Raw genomic sequence first — 18,539 nt, forward strand, 5'->3', positions numbered from 1 at the left:
CGACATTTTTTATTGGAAACGTCCGGAAATATAGATTCTTTCCAAACCAAATTAGGAAAGGGGTAAAACAATGCTACCAAAATACGAAGTCCTCAATGAAATGCACAAAGGCTATCTAGTAGCTGTTATTCGAGGCAAGAACAAAGAAGAAGCTGTGGAAATTTCCAAACAAGCTTTCGCGGGTGGTATCCGCTCCCTTGAAGTGACGTTTTCAACACCTGGAGCAGAGGATGCCATAGAAGAACTAACAAAGCTTGGTGACAGCAATATGATCATCGGTGCAGGCACGGTCCTGGATGCAGAGACAGCGCGAATCGCAATTATGAAGGGCGCTAGATATGTAGTAAGCCCTCATTTTGATGGAGCTATTGCCACAATGTGCAATCGCTATGCTGTTCCTTATCTTCCTGGCTGTGGATCTGTAACTGAAATTATGGAAGCTCTCTCATATGGCGTAGACGTTGTGAAGTTGTTCCCAGGAAGCCTTATGGGACCTTCATTTATAAAGGATGTTAAAGGCCCAATCCCTCACGTGGAACTGATGCCGTCCGGCGGAGTAAGCCTCGATAATATTGATAAATGGGTAAAAAATGGCGCATTTGCTGTTGGAATCGGAAGCGCACTAACAAAGGGCGTTACAAATGGAGATTACAGCTCTGTACAGGAAGTAGCCCGTTCGTTTATGAACAAGCTTGCTGAAGTAAAGGCGGACTAACTCAATGAAAAAAATAGTTACACTTGGGGAAATTATGCTTCGGCTTTCTGCCCCAAACTTTCAAAAGATTGTCCAGGCACAATCTTTTGATGCAGTTTATGGCGGAGGAGAAGCAAATGTGGCTGTTTCATTGGCAAAGTTTGGCCTTCAAAGCTCGTTTGTTACAAAACTCCCTCAAAATGCTGTAGGTACTAGTGCTGAGCAGCAGCTAAACAGGTTTGGCGTTGATACGAGCCATGTCCTGCGCGGTGGAGATAGACTTGGCATTTATTTTTTTGAAAAAGGGTATTCGATCCGCTCTTCAAAGGTTTATTATGACCGGAAACACAGTGCCTTTGCTGAGTCCAAGCTAGAAGAATATGACTTCGATGCAATTTTTGAGGATGCCGATTGGTTCCATATAAGCGGAATCACTCCGGCATTGAATGACGAATTGTTCATGATTGCCAAGGAAGCGCTCTCAGCTGCGAAGAAAAAGGGGCTGACAACAAGCTGCGACCTTAACTACAGAAGTGCTTTATGGCCTTTTGATGTGGCACGCAATAAAATGACTGAGCTTATCAAGGACGTAGATGTTTGTATCGGCATAGAGCCTTTAAACCTGCCTGATGAGAACGGCCAGGATTTAAAAGAGCGTCTCCCGGAAACTCCATCTGCAAAGGATTACCAGGAGATAATGGATGCTCTATGCAGGCGTTTCGGCTTTAAACATGTTGTCATGACAAAGCGTGAGCATGTTTCTGTTAACCGAAACCGGCTTTATGCTCTTCTCTATGATGGCAAGGAAATTTATCAGTCCAGAGAAGTGGAAGTAGACATTATTGACCGTGTTGGCACTGGCGATGCGTTTTCGGCCGGAATCATCTATGCATTAATAAGCGACTATAAGCCTCAAGATGCGATAGAATTTGCGACCGGATGCTTCGCTTTAAAGCATACGATTGAAGGCGACGCCAATCTAATCCCGATTTCCGATGTAGAGAGATACATGTCACGGTCTTTTGCAATTGATCGTTAATCATTTTACTTTTAGGAGGTGTGTGACTTGGCAGTATTCATTCACGACAATTTTATGCTTAAAAATAAGACAGCTGTAGATTTGTACCACAGCTATGCCAAAGATTTGCCGATTTATGATTACCATTGCCATCTCTCACCAAAGGATATCGCTGAAAACAGGAAATTCAGCAATATCACAGAGCTTTGGCTTGAGGGTGACCACTATAAGTGGAGAGCGTTGAGAGCAAATGGAGTAGAGGAACGGTTCATTACAGGAGACGCCGATCCAAAGGAAAAGTTTGCCGCATGGGCAAAAACAGTTCCTAACACACTCGGCAATCCGCTCTATCACTGGACTCATCTTGAACTTAAAAAGTACTTCGGTATTGAAGAGTTGCTTGACGAAAACAGCTGGGAAAAAATTTGGGACAAATGCAACGAATTATTGGAAAAGGATGAGTACTCCGTACAAAACCTAATCCTTCGTTCTAATGTAAAAGTAATTTGTACCACTGATGATCCGACGGATGACTTGCAATACCATGAGCAAATTGCAAACAGCGATTTTCCGGTTACCGTATTGCCAACCTTCCGTCCGGATAAAGGTGTGGAAATCAACAAAGATACCTTCAAAGGCTTTGTTGAGCTGCTTGGCACTGTTGTTGGACGGGAAATTACATCATTTGAGGATTACTTGAAAGCCCTGGAAGAGCGGGTTGAGTACTTCCATCAAAAAGGCGGCAGGCTTTCCGACCATGGCCTGGGAGCAATTCCATTTGCAAAGGCCGAGCCAGCTGAACTCGAGAAAATTTTTGAAGCTGGACTGGGTGGCCAAAGCGTGCGCGCTGAGGACGAAGAGAAATTTAAAACAGCTGTTCTTGTGTTTTTAGGAAGGTGCTACAAGGAACGCGATTGGGCAATGCAAATCCACTTTGGTGCGATTCGCAATAACAACACAAGAATGTTTAACAAACTGGGAGCAGATGCTGGCTTTGATTCCATCAATGACGAAGGTGAAGTTGCAGCACCGCTTAATGCGCTGCTTGATGCCCTGGACAAGGACAACTCTCTTCCAAAAACGATTCTTTATAACCTGAACCCTATCCATAACGATTTGATTGGAAGTACGCTTGCGAATTTCCAAACTGAACCAGGGGTAGCCGGCAAGATTCAATTTGGTTCCGGCTGGTGGTTCAATGATACAAAACAAGGGATGCTGCGCCAGCTGAATGCATTGGCAGACCAAGGCTTGCTTATGCACTTTGTCGGTATGTTGACTGACTCCCGAAGCTTTATTTCTTACAGCCGCCATGAATACTTCCGCCGCATCCTTTGCAACCTTTTTGGAGAATGGGTTGAGGATGGGGAAGTACCAAACGATAAGGATTTATTGAAAAAGCTTATCGAAAATATTTGTTACAACAATGCAAAGAACTACTTCAGTATTGAAGTGAAATAAAAGGAGGAACTTTATTATGCAAATGAGTTTTCGCTGGTATGGCAAAACAGACAGTATCCCTTTGGAGTATATCCGCCAAATTCCCGGAATGAAAGGCATCGTAACTGCGATTTATGATATCCCGGTTGGCGAAGCATGGCCAATGGATAAAATCGAGGAATTGAAAAAGTCTGTAGAAGACGCAGGCCTTGAAATCTCTGTTATTGAGAGTGTTCCTGTTCACGAAGACATCAAAATCGGTCTTCCAACACGCGACAAGTACATTGAAAATTATAAAGAAACTCTTCGCAATCTAGGTAAAGCTGGCATTCCGGTAGTTTGCTACAACTTCATGCCAATCTTTGACTGGACACGTACGGATCTTGATTACCGTCTTCCAGATGGTTCAACAGCTCTTATTTTCGAAGAAGAGGTAGCCAAGAAGATGGACCCGCTAACAGGCGAACTTTCCCTGCCAGGCTGGGATTCAAGCTACAAAAAAGAAGATTTGCAAGTATTGTTTGACCACTACAGCAAGGTCGATCATGAAAAGCTTTGGGAAAACCTTGAGTATTTCATTAAGGAAATCATTCCGGTTGCAGAAGAAGCTGGCGTGAAGATGGCCATCCACCCGGATGATCCTCCATTCGACATCTTCGGCTTGCCGCGTATCATTACAAATAAAGAAAATCTTGAGCGTTTCATCAATCTTTACGACAGCCCGTACAACGGTTTGACAATGTGCAGTGGATCCCTTGGTTCTCATCCTGACAATGATTTCCCTGAAATGCTTCGATACTTTGGCCAAAAAGGCCGCGTGAACTTTGTTCATGCACGTAACGTTAAGCTGACAGGCGGATTCTCGTTCGAAGAATCAGCTCATCCATCTGTTTACGGTTCAGTCGATATGTATGAAGTGATTCGCTCAATGGCTGATTTCAACTACGAAGGCCCAATCCGTCCTGACCATGGCCGCATGATTTGGGGCGAAACTGGAAAGCCTGGTTACGGCCTGTATGACCGCGCACTTGGCGCAACTTACCTGTACGGCCTATGGGAAGCAGAACAAAAGAGCAGAAAAAACAAATAATTTTCACACTTAGGAGGATTCCGAAATGGCAGTTCCATTTAAAGTAGATTTAACAAATAAAGTCGCAGTTGTAACAGGCGGCGGCGGTGTATTGGGTTCATATTTTGCAAAAGCATTGGCTGAATGCGGTGCGAAGGTGGCAATCCTTGACCTTAACCAAGAACCAGCTGATAGAATCGCTGCAGAAATCAAGGAAGCTGGCGGTACTGCGATTGGTGTTGCGGCTAACGTACTTGACCGTGAAGCACTTGAAAAAGCTCGCGAAATCGTAGAGAAAGAGCTTGGCACTTGCGATATTCTTCTAAACGGTGCAGGCGGAAACAACCCTCGCGGTACAACAGATGATGAGTTTTACAATGCAGAGGAAGTTAAAAACAACCCAGATCTAAAGACTTTCTTCGAACTTGACCCTAAGGGTGTTGGCTTCGTATTCGACTTGAACTTCCTTGGAACTTTGCTTCCTTCCCAAGTATTTGCGAAGGGCATGACTGAGAAAAAAGGTACTTGCATCATCAACGTTTCTTCAATGAATGCATACACTCCATTGACTAAAATCCCTGCATACAGCGGTGCTAAAGCAGCGATTTCAAACTTTACTCAATGGCTTGCAACATACTTTGCAAAAGCAGGCATCCGTGTTAATGCGATTGCACCAGGCTTCCTGGCAACTGCACAAAATAGGGCGCTATTGTTCAACGAAGATGGAACTCCAACAGCACGTACAGGCAAGATCCTGAACAGCACTCCAATGGAGCGCTTCGGCGAACCTGAAGAGCTAGTTGGCGGACTCTTGTTCTTGGCTAGTGAAGAAGCAGCAAGCTTTGTTACAGGCGTTGTTCTTCCAATCGACGGTGGTTTCTCTTCTTACACTGGAGTTTAATTAACCAATTTTTCGGTTGCCCTGCCCGGATTGATTTCGGACAGGGCAGCCTTTATGTGTTTTCCAAAAAACGTTTTCAGTTTTCAACAGATGACTGTTTACAGGTGGAGGCTAACAATGAAAGAAAATATTAATGAGTTCATAAAAACGAAGGACTTCCTGGTATGTGTTGATTCCGATGGGTGTGCGATGGATACGATGGAAGTCAAGCACCGGAAATCCTTTGGTCCAGAGGCAGTGAACATCTGGAAACTTCATCATATTGAGGATCGGTTCCTTGAAGTATGGAACAATTTAAACCTTTACACTATGACTAGAGGTATTAACCGTTTTAAAGGTGTAGTAGCTACTTTTGAAGCTCTTGAAAAAGAAGGCATTGAAATGCCTGACATTTCTTCTTTTAAAAACTGGACTGAAACAACTCCTGAACTTTCCGCACCTGCTCTCCAAAGGGAAATTGACAAAACAAATGATGAGCAGCTAAAGAAAGCGTTGGAGTGGAGTAAGGCTGTTAATCATTCCATTGAACAATTATCCGGAGTAGACAAACCTTTCGAAGGTGCAAAGGAAGGCCTTGAGGCTTCCCAAAACGTTGCGAATGTTGCGATTGTTTCTTCGGCTAATGGTGCCGCAGTATTGGATGAATGGACAAGGCATGAGCTTGCTCCGCATGTCGACGTTATGCTTGGCCAGGAAGCTGGCACAAAGGCATACTGCATTGGCCAATTGAAGGAATTCGGCTTTAACGAAAGCCAGGTATTAATGGTTGGAGATGCGCCTGGCGACTTGGATGCTGCCAACAAAAACGGCGTTTTCTTTTACCCAATCCTCGTAAACAAAGAAAAATTCTCCTGGGACCGCTTTAGAAATGAAGCTCTAGGCAAATTCATTGATGGAAGCTTTGCGGGTGAATACCAGCAGATGCTGATTGATGAGTTTAATGACAACTTGAAATAGATCAGGAGTGTTGAAAATGCAACGGAAAATAGCAGGAAAAAACATCCCAATGCCAAGAGTCGATCTTAAGGCAAAGCCATACAATTTATCCGATGAAGACATTAAATGGGTGCAAGAAACAATTTCCGGAATGACAGATGAAGAAAAAATCGGCCAATTGTTCATTAATCTTTTCTTCTTTGGCGGAGACCAATTCAGCGGTAACAACTTGACAAATGAAGAAATCTTGAAAAAGTACCATATCGGTGGAGCTCGTTATCAAGGCGGTACAGGTGAGCAAGTGCAGGATTTGATTAACAGCTTGCAATCTGGCTCCAAGGTGCCATTGCTTGTGGCAGCAAACTGTGACTCTGGCGGTAATGGCGCTATGAAGGACGGTACATATGTAGCGAAGGCTGCAATGTGTGAAGCTTCCGGAGATACACAGGTGTCCTATGATGCCGGTTATGTCAGCGGCCGCGAGGAGCAAGCTATCGGAGTTAACTGGAATTTTGACCCTTGCGTCGATATCTTGAAAAACTGGCGCAATACCATCGTCAACACCCGTGCATATGGAACAGACGCTGAAACGGTTATTAAGCATACTAATGCGTATATTGAAGGTTTGACTGAAAGCAACATCGGCGTATGTATCAAGCACTGGCCTGGCGACGGTACAGAGGAACGTGACCAGCACTTGGTTATGGGTGTCAATGAACTAGGCGTAGACGAGTGGGAAGAATCGTTCGGTCAAGTATACCGCAACCACATCGAAAACGGCGTTCATTCTATCATGGCAGGGCATATTGCATTGCCTGAATACCAAAAGCAATTGATTCCTGGCCTCGACGACCGTGATGTCCTGCCGGCAACTCTTGCCCCAGAACTTATTAACGGGTTACTTAAAACGAAGCTTGGCTTCAATGGCCTTGTATTGACTGATGCTGCCCACATGCTGGGAATGACTGCAGCCATGAAACGCGAAGAGTATGTGCCTCAAGCGATTGCAGCCGGATGTGACATGTTCTTATTCTTCAACGATATCGATGAAGACTATAACTTCATGCTAAACGGCTATAAAAACGGCGTGATTACGGAAGAACGCCTTCAGGATGCACTTGAAAGAATTCTTGGCCTTAAGGCTTCTCTAGGCCTTCATAAAGCTCAACAGGAAGGCGGATTGCTCCGTACTAGGGACGACCTGAAAGTAGTTGGCTCTGAGGACCATATTGAGCGTGCAAAAGCCGCTGCCGATAAGGGCATTACTCTTGTCAAGAACACTCTTGACCAACTGCCAATCCGTCCCGAAACACATAAACGCATCCGTTTGTACTACCTGGAAGGTGAAAAGGGCGGAATTTATGAAGCAGGATCTGAAACACTGAATTTCATTAAAGCAGAGCTTGAAAGACGCGGCTTTGAAGTAACAGTGAACGATGGAACAACCCGTATCAAGGGCCCAACTTTAAAATATCGTGATGAGGTTGATGCAGCTCTGGTATTTGCCAATGTCGTCGGCTATGGCGCGCAAAACAACTACCGTATCCAATGGAAAACAGCAATGAGCAATGAAGTGCCATGGTATGTATATGAAGTTCCAACCGTATTCGTATCCTTGAACTTCACTACTCACTTGACTGATGTTCCTATGGTGAAAGCATATATTAACGCCTACAACGATGATGAAATCACTATCACAAAAACCATTGATAAACTCATGGGCGAGTCCGAATTCAAAGGAACTCCAAATGAACTTGTCTGGTGCAATAAGTGGGATACAAGGCTGTAAGCCAAGTACTCTTGAATTAAAAATAGCAACTATCCATTGGGATAGTTGCTATTTTTTATCGGATTTTTCGTTCAATCTGTATAGATTTTTTGAACCCGGCCGACCTGGCCATCTGTCAGCCTGACTTTAATTCCATGTGGGTGTGACGGTGAATTGGTCAGGATATCCTTTACAATGCCCCGGGTAAGCTTGCCTGTCCTCTGGTCGGCTTTTAGGACTATATCCACTGAAAACCCGGGAGTGATATCCTTGCGGCTGCGGCCATCCATTAGGTACCCATTTTCCTTCGAGTATTGCTTGGCTTTTTCGTAAGCTGACTTTTCATTTTCTTTGTCGACATATCCCCATTTGCATTCCCTTTATTTGCGGCTGCCTGGTTCTTTTTATTGGCAAGCTGCTGTTTCATTGCCTCTTGGAGGCTAATTTTCTTTTTTGGCTCATTTGATTCGCTCATTGAAATCTCTCCTTGTTTGGATTGGCTTGTCCATTAAGTATAATCCATTTTGTCCGTTTTGGGAAAACCCAAAATATAACCTAGGAATACTTGGGCTCCAAAGCAGCCAATTCTTCCAATCATCGTAACTCCATCCAATTTGATACTAACGCCGCCGTTCCAAAAAATAGATGGCGTTTTACGTATAAAAAGTTATAGAAAGACTACTCCGCGGGAAATGGAATAGGTTTATAATGAGGTCAAGAATGAATTGCGAGTTGCTTCTATAATATAGGAGGAAGCCGTCATGAATGTTATCGAAATTAACGGTCTGAACAAAAGCTATGGAAAGTCTAGAGGCATTATTGATGTGAGTTTCAATGTCAAGGAAGGCGAGATATTTGGGTTCATTGGCCCGAATGGAGCAGGGAAGTCTACGACTATTAGAACCCTGCTATCGCTCATCTACCCTGATAGCGGGAGCGCGACAATTTTCGGGAAGGACTGCATCAAATTTGCCCCAGAGATTGCGAAAGACATAGGCTATCTCCCGTCCGAGGTGTTTTATTATGACAAAATGAAAGTCATTGACTTATTAAAGTATTCCGCCAGTTTTTATAAAAAGGATTGCAGAAAGCGGATTAATAAGCTGGCTAGCATCATGGACCTCGACCTGAAAAAGCGAATCGACGATCTTTCTTTTGGTAACAGAAAAAAGGTTGGGATCGTTCAGGCTCTGCTTCATGAGCCGAAGCTGATTATCCTTGATGAGCCAACAAGCGGCCTTGACCCTTTTATGCAGCAGAAATTCTTTGACCTGCTCCATGAAGAAAATAAAAAGGGAGCGACCATTTTCCTGTCTTCTCACATTTTGAGTGAAGTACAGAAGCTATGCAGCTGTGTTGCCATCATCAAGGAAGGGCGGATTGTTAAGGTTGAAAAAATCAGCGACTTAACCGAAAACAGTTACAAGAACTTCAAGCTGGAAGTGAAAGGTGAAGTCAGCCCTGACCATTTTGCAATGGACGGAGTCAGCAATCTCACCATTGAAGGAAAAACCATCAGTTTTTTATATAGAGGAAACATCAATTTAATCATGCGGAAAATCTCCGAAATTGATTTGGCCAATGCCTGGATTGAAGAACCAAACCTGGAGGAAATTTTCATGCATTATTACGAGAAGGAGGCCGGTAAGGAATGAATATGTTCCTGCATGAACTGAAGGGCTACCGTAAATCCATTCTCATTTGGGCTTTATCAATGGCGGGACTTGCGGCATTGTTTATCTCAATGTTTTCATCAATGCTTGGGGAAATTGACGCTTACAAGAGCGTGCTGTCCTCGATGCCTGAGGCAATGAGAAAGGCACTCGGAATTTATGTAGATAGCATTGCGACTCTTGAAGGCTATTACTCGTTTGTGTTCGTCTATATCATTCTGTGCGGGGCCATTCAGGCAATGAGCCTGGGTACGGGCGTTCTATCAAAAGAAATAACCGGCAAGACAGCAGAGTTCTTGATGACAAAGCCAGTCCGCCGCTCGGATGTACTTGGAAGCAAGGTGTTGGCTGCGATTGTGGCACTTGCCATTACCAATGCTATCTATCTTGTCATTACGGTTGCGATGTCGCTTACTGTTGACCAGGACTTCAATATGAAAGTCTTTCTACTAATCTCATTGTCGATGTTTTTTATTCAGCTGATGTTCCTGGCGTTGGGTTTGCTAGTTTCTGCGACACTAGGAAAAGTACGATCTGTCATCTCGATTTCAATTAGCACCGTGTTTGGATTCTTTATTGTTTCGGCAATTGGTTCGCTGCTTGAGGATGAAGCAGTGAGATATTTCTCACCATTTAAATATTTCGATACAGCCTACATCATTAAGCACGCTGCCTATGAGGTCCCTTATAGTGTAGCATCTGGCATTTTTGTGGTTGCAGCGATTCTCATTAGCTATTTCATTTTTGTAAAAAAGGACATTCATGCCGTATAGTCCGGCAGCGGAAATGGAGGTGGGGTCGACATGAATATTCTTGCACGGGAATTAAAGGCGCATTTAAGATCTCTTATCCTGTGGAGTATCGGGGTTGTTCTTATGGTAATCAGCGGTATGGGGAAGTTCTCCTATTACGAAGGGTCGGGGGAAGCAGTAAACGAACTGATTTCACAAATCCCAAAGACAATCAGGACCGTGCTTGGCTTTGGTGAGTTCGACTTAACAAAGGCAAGTGGATTTTACGGAGTTCTTTTCCTTTATCTTGTTGTAATGGCAACGATTCATGCGGCAATGCTTGGAGCTACTATTATTTCAAAAGAAGAACGGGATAAAACAACAGAATTCCTGATGGTTAAGCCTGTTTCAAGAAAAAAAATTATCACCTTTAAACTGTTGGCAGCACTAGCGAATGTTGTCATACTCAATTTCGTCACGCTTGTTTCGTCCATCGCAATTGTCAACAGCTATGCAAGTGGAGAAGAGGTATCGAGTGAGATCGGGTTATTAATGGCTGGGCTGTTCATCTTGCAGGTAATGTTTTTGGTCATTGGAACAGGGATTGCGGCTTTATGTAAAAATCCTAAATCGGCAGCTTCAATAGCAACGACAATACTGTTAGTAGCTTTTATCCTATCAATAATTGTTGACATGGACGAAAGTCTTGAGGGCTTGAAATATATCACCCCATTTAAATATTTCGATGCTGCTCAAATGCTGAATGGCAGCGGCTTTGATGCTGTGTATGTCCTTTTGTCTGTCATAATTATAGGCATAATGGTTTGGGTTACGTATACCTTTTATAGAAAGCGAGATTTGCAGGTTTAAAAGCAGGAGGTAAAGATATTGGAAACTGAAAATAAAGTTAAGCTGGCAGTCAATGGAGGTATTGGATTTGGTGCAAAGCTGACCGCAAGGCAACTGCTTGTTATCGCCAAGTACATGGATGATAGTGATGAACTTGAATTGACAACCTTCCAGCAGCTTTATATCGATATCCCTGAAACGCAAAAGGATGAAGTGATAGCGGAATTTGAAGCAGCTGGACTGAGCTGTTACCCTGTTGGAAGCTTTGTTAAGAGCCTGCGAACATGCAATTTTTGCAAAGGTTCTGAGGAAGAAGGGATGCCTGTTGCAATAGAGTTAAACAAGCGGATAGCAGGGATCCAAGTTCCGTTTACCCTAAAGCCTGCGTATACAGGCTGTCCAATTGGATGCGGTGAACCGCTCGTCAATGATATTGGTGTCATGAAAATGGGCAAACATTATGATTTATATATCGGCGGTAAAGCGAAGGGAAGGGATGCCGAGGCAGGGAGTCTATTTCGGAAGGGCCTTCAGCCGGAGGAACTCTATAAAACTGTCGAAAGAATCATCCGGGTGTATAAGGAAGAGGCTAAGAAGCGTGAGCCATTCCATAAGTTCCTAAAAAGGTATGGCAGAGATGTTTTTAATGCAAAAATCAATGAAAAAGAAGCATGCCAATCCAGTTGAAGATTGGCATGCTTCTTTGCATTTTGAAATTATCTGCTCCAATAGGTTTATGTCTCAATAAAGGATTACAGGGAAGCACCGGAAGTCTGGGCAACCGCCTGTTCAAGGTCAACAAGGTGCCTCTGTTTTTCTCCCTCACTCCATCCAAATCGGTAAGAAAAGTAATCGACAACAGGATCCTTCCATTCTAATACTGTTTGAATATCGAATAGAATTGCACCGATCCTTCGGTTAAAGAAATCAATTGGAGTTACCGCCATTTCCTCCTCGATGGCATAGGCCAATTTTGCGAAAAGAACTGGAGGCAGACCAGAGCTGGCACTGTCATCCTTGTAGGATGCAGCAACCTCAAATACTTTCTCAGTATTGGAACCATACATACGTGCAAGCTCACGGGATTCATTCTCTGTTAATCCAACCTCCGTTCTAGCTATTACTTGAGCCTCCACAAACGTTCCAAACATGGACGAACCCCCAACATCTCCGCCTGAGATTGGGAGATTCTTTGTCTGGCAGGGCGAAAAGCTTCGCCCGCTTTCGGCTGACAGTTTTTCCACAAGCAAATCCGTAATTGTCTCAGCCATTTTTCGGTACCCAGTCAACTTCCCGCCGGCAATCGTAATTAACCCGGTGTCAGATTCCCAAATTTCATCCTTCCTGGAAATCTCGGATGGGGCCTTTCCTTCCTCATAAATTAGGGGTCTGACTCCTGCCCAGGTTGACTCGATATCCTCTTCGGAGATATTTACATCCGGAAACATGTAGTCGATGGCTTTTAGAAGATAATTCCGGTCATCTTCCGTGATTTCCGGGTTAACAGGATCTCCTTCATAGAAAGTGTCGGTTGTACCAACGTATGCTTTCCCTGCGCGCGGTATTGCGAATATCATCCTGCCGTCCGGGGTATCGAAATAAATTGCCTGCCTGAGCGGGAAGCGGGATTGGTCGATGACGATATGGACACCTTTTGATAGTTTCAGATACTTACCCTTCTTTGAGTTATCCAATTCCCTCACGTTATCAACCCATGGGCCTGTCGCATTAACGACCTTTTTTGCATAAATTTCATATTCTTCACCGGTCAGTACGTCCTCTACAACTGCGCCATAAACAATTCCTTCATTATATAGTAGTTTTATAACTTTAGCGTAATTGAGTGCAGTCGCCCCTTTTTCAATGGCTTTTTTCATGACTTCGATTGTAAGCCGGGCATCATCAGTACGGTACTCAACATAGTAACCGCCGCCTCGCAAGCCTTTCTTTTTAATAAGAGGTTCCTTCTCTAGCGTCTGGGTGGGTGTAAGCATTTCACGGCGCTCACCTTTTTTAACGCCTGCCAGGAAGTCATAAGCCATCAGCCCAATTGAAGTAGTGAAACTGCCAAACGTGCCGCCTTTATGAAAGGGGAGGAGCATCCATTCCGGGGTTGTTACATGGGGGCCGTTTTCATAAACAATTGCCCGCTCTCTGCCGACTTCGGCAACCATTTTTACCTCGAATTGCTTTAGGTACCTTAATCCGCCGTGGACAAGCTTAGTTGAGCGGCTCGAGGTGCCCGCTGCAAAGTCCTGCATTTCAACAAGTCCAACTGACATGCCTCTTGTTGCGGCATCGAGAGCAATCCCGGCACCTGTAATACCGCCGCCAATAATGAGGACGTCAAAAGATTGGGATGTAAGGCTTTGTATAAATTCTTTCCTACGGAGATTTGAAAAAGACATGATAGTTTCCTCCTTAAAACAGAAAAAAGACTCTCTTACCATTACCCTTAAACATTTATGTTCATGTAACCATAAAAAATGAATGAATTTATGAGGATTGATTTAAGCTTTCATTATTGAATTTGGGTAAAATTTCATCTTCATTGTAACATACGTGCTTAGTATGGGTCGGATCACCAATTCACGTATTCGTTTCAAAGAAATTTCCTAAGGAAATTTAAAGGATAAGAAACTAAATAACGTAAAATTAGTCTATATATAATGGAGTGTTATTCATATATATCTTAAGGCATGAGTTGGATTTGTGGGGATGCGGGGCTTGAAATGGATAAGGTGAGTGAAGGCAAGCTTGTAAAGGAAACTGTAGCGGTATCTGATTAAATCATGGTAGAATAAATTGATGGGTTAGAGGTGAATAAACATGAATAGAGTAAAAAATGCTTACTCAGTTATTGTGGCCAGTATGGAGTTTTGCTACTGTTTAGCAGAATATATGCTTGGCAAGAAGCTGGAGGCATCCAGGAAGAAATAAAATAAGTTAATGATGGCAATGCTGCGGGCAGTATTGCTTTTTTTTCGTTTAGGCGGTACTTTGCCTGTCACCAAGGCGCTTGCGCTTTTGTTCCTACTCTTCTATTTACCTTTTGATTTTGGACCAAAAGAAGGATCCCCATTAGGGAATCCTTCTATTTGATAGCCATGTGAACGTTATGCAAGCAGAGAAATTGCTCCACTGTTAGCAAGCTGATGAATATATCCAAGGCCTGTTATATCCACATTGCCTCCGCTGACAATAATGCCGCAGTTTTTAGAGCGGATTGTGTTACGGTGGACAAGAAGGGCTGCAAATGCTGCAGCTCCTGCACCTTCGACTAATGTTTTCTTTCTTTCCAACATGTAAACAATGGCAGTGGCGATATCTTTTTCGCTTACTGTGACTATATCATCAACTAAGTGCTGGATGATAGGCAGGGTCAACTTCCCCGGCTCCTTTACAGCAATACCCTCTGCAATGGTTTTGGCAGTCCCTACCGATGTAGAATGGTAGCCATGGAAGTAGTCGTGCATTCCCTTAACTCCATCTGCCTGGACACCAATGATTCGGATCTTTGGGTTAAGCTGTTTGGCCGCCACCGCAACGCCGCTTATCAGTCCGCCGCCGCCGACTGGTACGATGATAGTGTCCAGATCAGGTTCCTGACTGAGCATTTCAATTGCTATCGTTCCCTGACCAGCCATCACCTCGTAATCGTCAAACGGATGGAGGAAGAAGCTGCCTGTTTTTTTCTGCTCCTGGCAGGCGGCGGTATATGCTTCTTCAAAAGTAGCACCAGTAAGCACGGCCTTGGCCCCATAATATTCCGTCGCTTGAACCTTTGCGGCAGGGGTACTGGCTGGCATAAAGACTTTTGCTGAAATCCCGCGGCTTGCCGCAGCATATGCAACACCCTGGGCATGATTACCGGCAGAGGCAGCTATAACACCTTTTTGGGCTTCATGTTCAGACAATCGGGCCATCTTGTAGCTTGCCCCGCGGACCTTAAAGGCGCCTGTCTTTTGCTGGTTCTCCATTTTGAAGAAAATGTTGGTCCCTGCCAATTGGTTTAAAAAGCTAGATGTTGTAAGCGGTGTCCGATACACGATTTTTGCCAATTGTTCCATCGCATCGGAAATCATATTAGTCGTTAAGGAATCCCCAAGGGAGTCACACTCCTTTTAAATGTTTGTTGTTCAATATAACCAATATCTATCGGCTGTTTTCGAAGACAGTAATTTTTTCTTCATATAAAAGAGTAATCCCGATATCGTCAAGGCCGTTGAGCAGCATTTCCTTGTTGTATGGAGGGATGTCAAACTTGTAAGAGAAGCCGTCCGAATCCTGTACAGTCTGCTCCTCTAGGTTGACTGTTACGTAATAACTATCTTCCTCTGCTTTTTTCAAAAGCGATTGAACTTGTTTTGCTTCTAACTCGATGGCAAGTATTCCATTTTTTAAACAGTTGTTTTTAAAAATATCGGCAAAGCTTGGCGCGATAATCACTTTAAAGCCATAATCCAGTAAGGCCCATGGCGCGTGTTCCCGTGATGACCCGCACCCAAAGTTCTCGTCGGCAACTAAAATCGATGCACCGTTATATTTTTCGGAGTTAAGTGGAAAATCCTCGCGCGGATTGCCATTTAGATCAAACCGCCAGTTATAGAACAAGAACTGGCCAAATCCTTGGCGCTCAATTCGTTTTAAAAATTGCTTAGGGATGATCTGGTCAGTGTCAACATTGCTTCTGTTGAGAGGGAAGACGAGACCTGTATGAACTGTAATTGGTTCCAATTAAAGCACCTCCGCGGCAGCGTATTCCCGAACATCAACGAAATGGCCTTCTATCGCGGCGGCAGCTGCCATTTCGGGGCTAACCAGGTGAGTTCGGGACCCGGTACCTTGCCGGCCTTCAAAGTTACGATTCGATGTAGATGCGCAGCGCTCGCCAGGAGGGACAAAGTCATCGTTCATCGCCAGGCACATACTGCAGCCGGCATCCCGCCATTCAAATCCAGCATCCTTAAAAATTACGTCAAGGCCTTCCTGTTCAGCCGTAGCTTTAACGCTCTTTGAACCGGGAACAACAATAGCGCGTACCGATGGATTAACTATTCGTCCCCTGATTACAGATGCTGCCCTTCTGAGGTCGCTCAGCCTTGAGTTGGTACAGGAACCGATAAATACATGTTCGACTGTGACCGATGAGATTGGCTTTCCTGCTTCTAGTCCCATATACTCAAGGGCACGCTCGATTTCGTTTCGTTCATTATCTGTCCGGGCCGATTCCGGAGCAGGAATGGCTGCATCTACAGGGATACACATTCCCGGATTCGTTCCCCAGGTGACCTGAGGTGCGATTTCCGAGGCGTCGATTTCGACCGTTTTATCGTAGACAGCGCCATCATCGCTGGCAAGCGCACTCCACTCCTTTACAGCCTCTTCAAAAGCTTCTCCCTGCGGAGCATATTTTTTTCCGCGCAGGTATTCAAAGGTTGTTTCATCTGGAGTAATCAACCCGGCACGTGCACCTGCTTCGATTGACATATTGCATACGGTCATCCTTTCTTCCATGGAAAGGGAGCGGATGGCTTCGCCCGTATACTCCATAACATAACCTGTGCCAAAACGGACGCCGAATTTGCCGATAATCGCCAAAATCAAATCCTTTGCCGTCACCCCGAATCCAAGTGTTCCATTAACCTTTACATTCATTGTTTTGGGACGCTGCTGCCAAAGTGTTTGAGTGGCAAGCACATGTTCCACTTCGCTCGTGCCAATGCCGAATGCGAGAGCCCCAAAAGCACCGTGTGTGGAGGTATGGCTATCACCGCAAACAATCGTCTTTCCTGGCTGGGTAAGGCCGAGTTCAGGTCCGATGACATGGACGATCCCATTGTCAGGATGGGTGATGTCAGCAAGCGGTATGTTAAATTCCTTGCAATTCTGCATCAATGTATCTATTTGTTTTCTGGAGATTAAATCCTTAATAACCAGTTGGTTTTTCGTCGGCACATTGTGGTCCATAGTAGCAAACGTCTTATCAGGGCGGCGGACTTTGCGCCCGTTCATTCTCAAACCCTCAAAGGCCTGAGGGGAGGTGACTTCGTGAACCAAGTGCAAATCAATATACAATAGGTCTGGCTTACCTGCTTCCTGATGGACAACGTGTTTCTCCCATATTTTTTCGATAATCGTTTTGGCAGTCATAAAGTACCTCCTCTTCTTTTAGCTATAAGAATGACAAAAACTCCTTAGAATTGTCTAGCTCCAGCACCCAGCGCCTAGTGTCCTTCGGGCCACTCGCTACGATAAGTCAACATCGAATCGCTAGTGCTCTTCGTGTTTCCTTTATCTCGTGTCGAGGCCCTCCAGGCCATACGGAGCTAAACGGGTGCTTCCGGCTTTTCTTATGCATAACAACTCATAATACAATTAGCCGCGCTTCTGGTTTTGATTGATTCTGTGATTAAGATTGTCATTTCTTCGGTGCTTACCTTTTGGCCAGATTCAATCCGGATATCCGAGGTGTGGAAGCCGGCTTTCAAGATTGATTCAACTGTATCTTCAATAACTTTAGCTTCCTCATCAAGTCCAAAGGAGTGCCTAAGCATCATGGCTGCGGAAAGCACCATGGCAACCGGGTTTGCAATTCCTTTGCCAGCAATATCAGGCGCCGATCCGTGAACGGGTTCGTATAGTCCGAAACCATCCTCTCTCAGGCTTGCAGAAGGGAGCATTCCCAATGAACCTGTTAACACCGAAGCCTCGTCACTTAAAATATCACCGAACATATTCTCTGTGACAATAACATCGAAGTGGGAAGGATTCGTGATTAATTTCATCGCGGCTGAGTCAACAAGCTGATGCTCAACCGTTACGTCAGGGTACTGCTGTTTTTTCTCTTCGACGATTTCGCGCCAAAGCTTACTTGATTCAAGGACATTTGCTTTGTCAACCGATGTAAGTTGCTTTCGCCGCTGCCTGGCACATTGGAACGCCGTATCTACAATTCTTTCAATCTCTTCGCGTGTATAGAAAAGGGTATCTACGACTGAGTTCCCGTCATTTTGCCGCTCACTTGGGGTTCCGAAATATAACCCGCCAGTAAGTTCCCGAACAATTAACAAGTCGCTCCCTTTGACAATATCTTCTTTTAGAGGGGAGGTATGCAACAATTGTTCAAACCCTTTTACCGGCCTTAAATTCGCAAATAGGCCGAGTGCTTTTCTAATCCCAAGCAAGCCTTTTTCCGGTCTAAGATGGGAAGGGTTGTGATCCCATTTTGGCCCGCCAACGGCTCCGAGCAGGACAGAATCGGCACTCTTGCAGGCTGTAATGGTCTCTTCGGGAAGGGGAGTTCCATGGCGGTCAATTGCCGCCCCTCCAATATCATGGGTTTCAAAGCTGAAGGAATGATTGTATTCCTCAGCAATAGCAGTAAGAACTTCCTGAGCGGCGTTGATGACTTCTGTTCCAATTCCATCCCCTGGAAGCAGGACGATATGTTTTTTCAT

The 18,539-nt window shown here is 44.6% G+C and carries 18 protein-coding genes; 11 read left to right on the forward strand and 7 right to left on the reverse strand.

The annotated features are described in order from the left end of the window. Positions 1-70 precede the first annotated feature (70 nt). The 7 genes from TY16_RS05670 (at position 71) to TY16_RS05700 (ending at position 7,847) form a co-directional block, all read left to right on the forward strand. Positions 71-715, forward strand: coding sequence for a bifunctional 2-keto-4-hydroxyglutarate aldolase/2-keto-3-deoxy-6-phosphogluconate aldolase (locus TY16_RS05670; RefSeq protein WP_043930825.1), 645 nt, complete (start codon positions 71-73; stop codon positions 713-715). 4 nt (positions 716-719) lie between these two features. Continuing rightward, positions 720-1,733 (forward strand): sugar kinase, encoded by a 1,014-nt coding sequence (locus TY16_RS05675; RefSeq protein ID WP_043930826.1) that lies wholly within the window; start codon positions 720-722, stop codon positions 1,731-1,733. A 27-nt stretch (positions 1,734-1,760) separates the two neighbouring features. After that, positions 1,761-3,173, forward strand: coding sequence for a glucuronate isomerase (gene uxaC, locus TY16_RS05680; protein ID WP_081772895.1), 1,413 nt, complete (start codon positions 1,761-1,763; stop codon positions 3,171-3,173). 16 nt (positions 3,174-3,189) lie between these two features. Further along, positions 3,190-4,242 carry a mannonate dehydratase gene (uxuA, locus tag TY16_RS05685; RefSeq protein WP_043930828.1) on the forward strand — a complete coding sequence of 351 codons (1,053 nt, stop codon included), beginning with the start codon at positions 3,190-3,192 and terminating at the stop codon, positions 4,240-4,242. 25 nt (positions 4,243-4,267) lie between these two features. After that, positions 4,268-5,122 carry an SDR family oxidoreductase gene (locus TY16_RS05690; protein WP_043930830.1) on the forward strand — a complete coding sequence of 285 codons (855 nt, stop codon included), beginning with the start codon at positions 4,268-4,270 and terminating at the stop codon, positions 5,120-5,122. A 117-nt stretch (positions 5,123-5,239) separates the two neighbouring features. Further along, a complete protein-coding gene (locus tag TY16_RS05695; protein ID WP_043930831.1) occupies positions 5,240-6,079 on the forward strand; it encodes an HAD family hydrolase in 840 nt (279 codons plus the stop codon). 49 nt (positions 6,080-6,128) lie between these two features. Beyond that, positions 6,129-7,847: a glycoside hydrolase family 3 protein gene (locus TY16_RS05700; protein ID WP_043934532.1), complete on the forward strand. Its 1,719-nt coding sequence runs from the start codon at positions 6,129-6,131 to the stop codon at positions 7,845-7,847. A 71-nt stretch (positions 7,848-7,918) separates the two neighbouring features. Here the strand turns inward: TY16_RS05700 and TY16_RS05705 are convergent, their stop codons facing one another. Both TY16_RS05705 and TY16_RS05710 read right to left on the reverse strand, forming a co-directional pair. Then, on the reverse strand, positions 7,919-8,116 hold the full coding sequence (locus TY16_RS05705) for a YwbE family protein (protein ID WP_043930833.1): 198 nt from the start codon (positions 8,114-8,116) through the stop codon (positions 7,919-7,921). Further along, entirely contained in the window at positions 8,116-8,301 is a 186-nt protein-coding gene (locus TY16_RS05710) for a hypothetical protein (protein WP_043930834.1), read from the reverse strand. The genes TY16_RS05705 and TY16_RS05710 overlap by 1 nt, the downstream gene beginning before the upstream one ends. Positions 8,302-8,587: 286 nt before the next feature. Here TY16_RS05710 and TY16_RS05715 point away from each other — a divergent pair, with 286 nt between their 5' ends. From TY16_RS05715 to TY16_RS05730, 4 genes are read left to right on the forward strand one after another with little or no spacing between them, the layout of a single operon-like run. Continuing rightward, on the forward strand, positions 8,588-9,481 hold the full coding sequence (locus tag TY16_RS05715) for an ABC transporter ATP-binding protein (RefSeq protein ID WP_043930835.1): 894 nt from the start codon (positions 8,588-8,590) through the stop codon (positions 9,479-9,481). Continuing rightward, complete coding sequence (locus tag TY16_RS05720) at positions 9,478-10,272, forward strand: ABC transporter permease subunit (protein WP_043930836.1); 795 nt, start codon at positions 9,478-9,480, stop codon at positions 10,270-10,272. The genes TY16_RS05715 and TY16_RS05720 overlap by 4 nt, the downstream gene beginning before the upstream one ends. Positions 10,273-10,302: 30 nt before the next feature. Further along, positions 10,303-11,100 (forward strand): ABC transporter permease subunit, encoded by a 798-nt coding sequence (locus TY16_RS05725; protein WP_043930838.1) that lies wholly within the window; start codon positions 10,303-10,305, stop codon positions 11,098-11,100. A gap of 15 nt (positions 11,101-11,115) precedes the next feature. Further along, positions 11,116-11,766 carry a nitrite reductase gene (locus tag TY16_RS05730; protein ID WP_442853244.1) on the forward strand — a complete coding sequence of 217 codons (651 nt, stop codon included), beginning with the start codon at positions 11,116-11,118 and terminating at the stop codon, positions 11,764-11,766. Between the two features lie 65 nt (positions 11,767-11,831). On the opposite strand, the gene TY16_RS05735 is transcribed toward TY16_RS05730, so the two are convergent. From TY16_RS05735 to leuB, 5 genes are all read right to left on the reverse strand, one after another. Continuing rightward, entirely contained in the window at positions 11,832-13,487 is a 1,656-nt protein-coding gene (locus TY16_RS05735; RefSeq protein WP_043930840.1) for a glycerol-3-phosphate dehydrogenase/oxidase, read from the reverse strand. Between the two features lie 708 nt (positions 13,488-14,195). Then, a complete protein-coding gene (gene ilvA, locus TY16_RS05740) occupies positions 14,196-15,149 on the reverse strand; it encodes a threonine ammonia-lyase (protein ID WP_043934533.1) in 954 nt (317 codons plus the stop codon). A gap of 85 nt (positions 15,150-15,234) precedes the next feature. Then, positions 15,235-15,816 carry a 3-isopropylmalate dehydratase small subunit gene (leuD, locus tag TY16_RS05745; protein WP_043930842.1) on the reverse strand — a complete coding sequence of 194 codons (582 nt, stop codon included), beginning with the start codon at positions 15,814-15,816 and terminating at the stop codon, positions 15,235-15,237. Further along, positions 15,817-17,232 carry a 3-isopropylmalate dehydratase large subunit gene (gene leuC, locus TY16_RS05750; protein WP_043930843.1) on the reverse strand — a complete coding sequence of 472 codons (1,416 nt, stop codon included), beginning with the start codon at positions 17,230-17,232 and terminating at the stop codon, positions 15,817-15,819. Between the two features lie 200 nt (positions 17,233-17,432). Beyond that, a complete protein-coding gene (gene leuB, locus TY16_RS05755) occupies positions 17,433-18,539 on the reverse strand; it encodes a 3-isopropylmalate dehydrogenase (RefSeq protein ID WP_043930845.1) in 1,107 nt (368 codons plus the stop codon).

Source organism: Bacillus sp. EB01, assembly GCF_000613125.1.
GTDB lineage: Bacteria > Bacillota > Bacilli > Bacillales > Cytobacillaceae > Bacillus_D.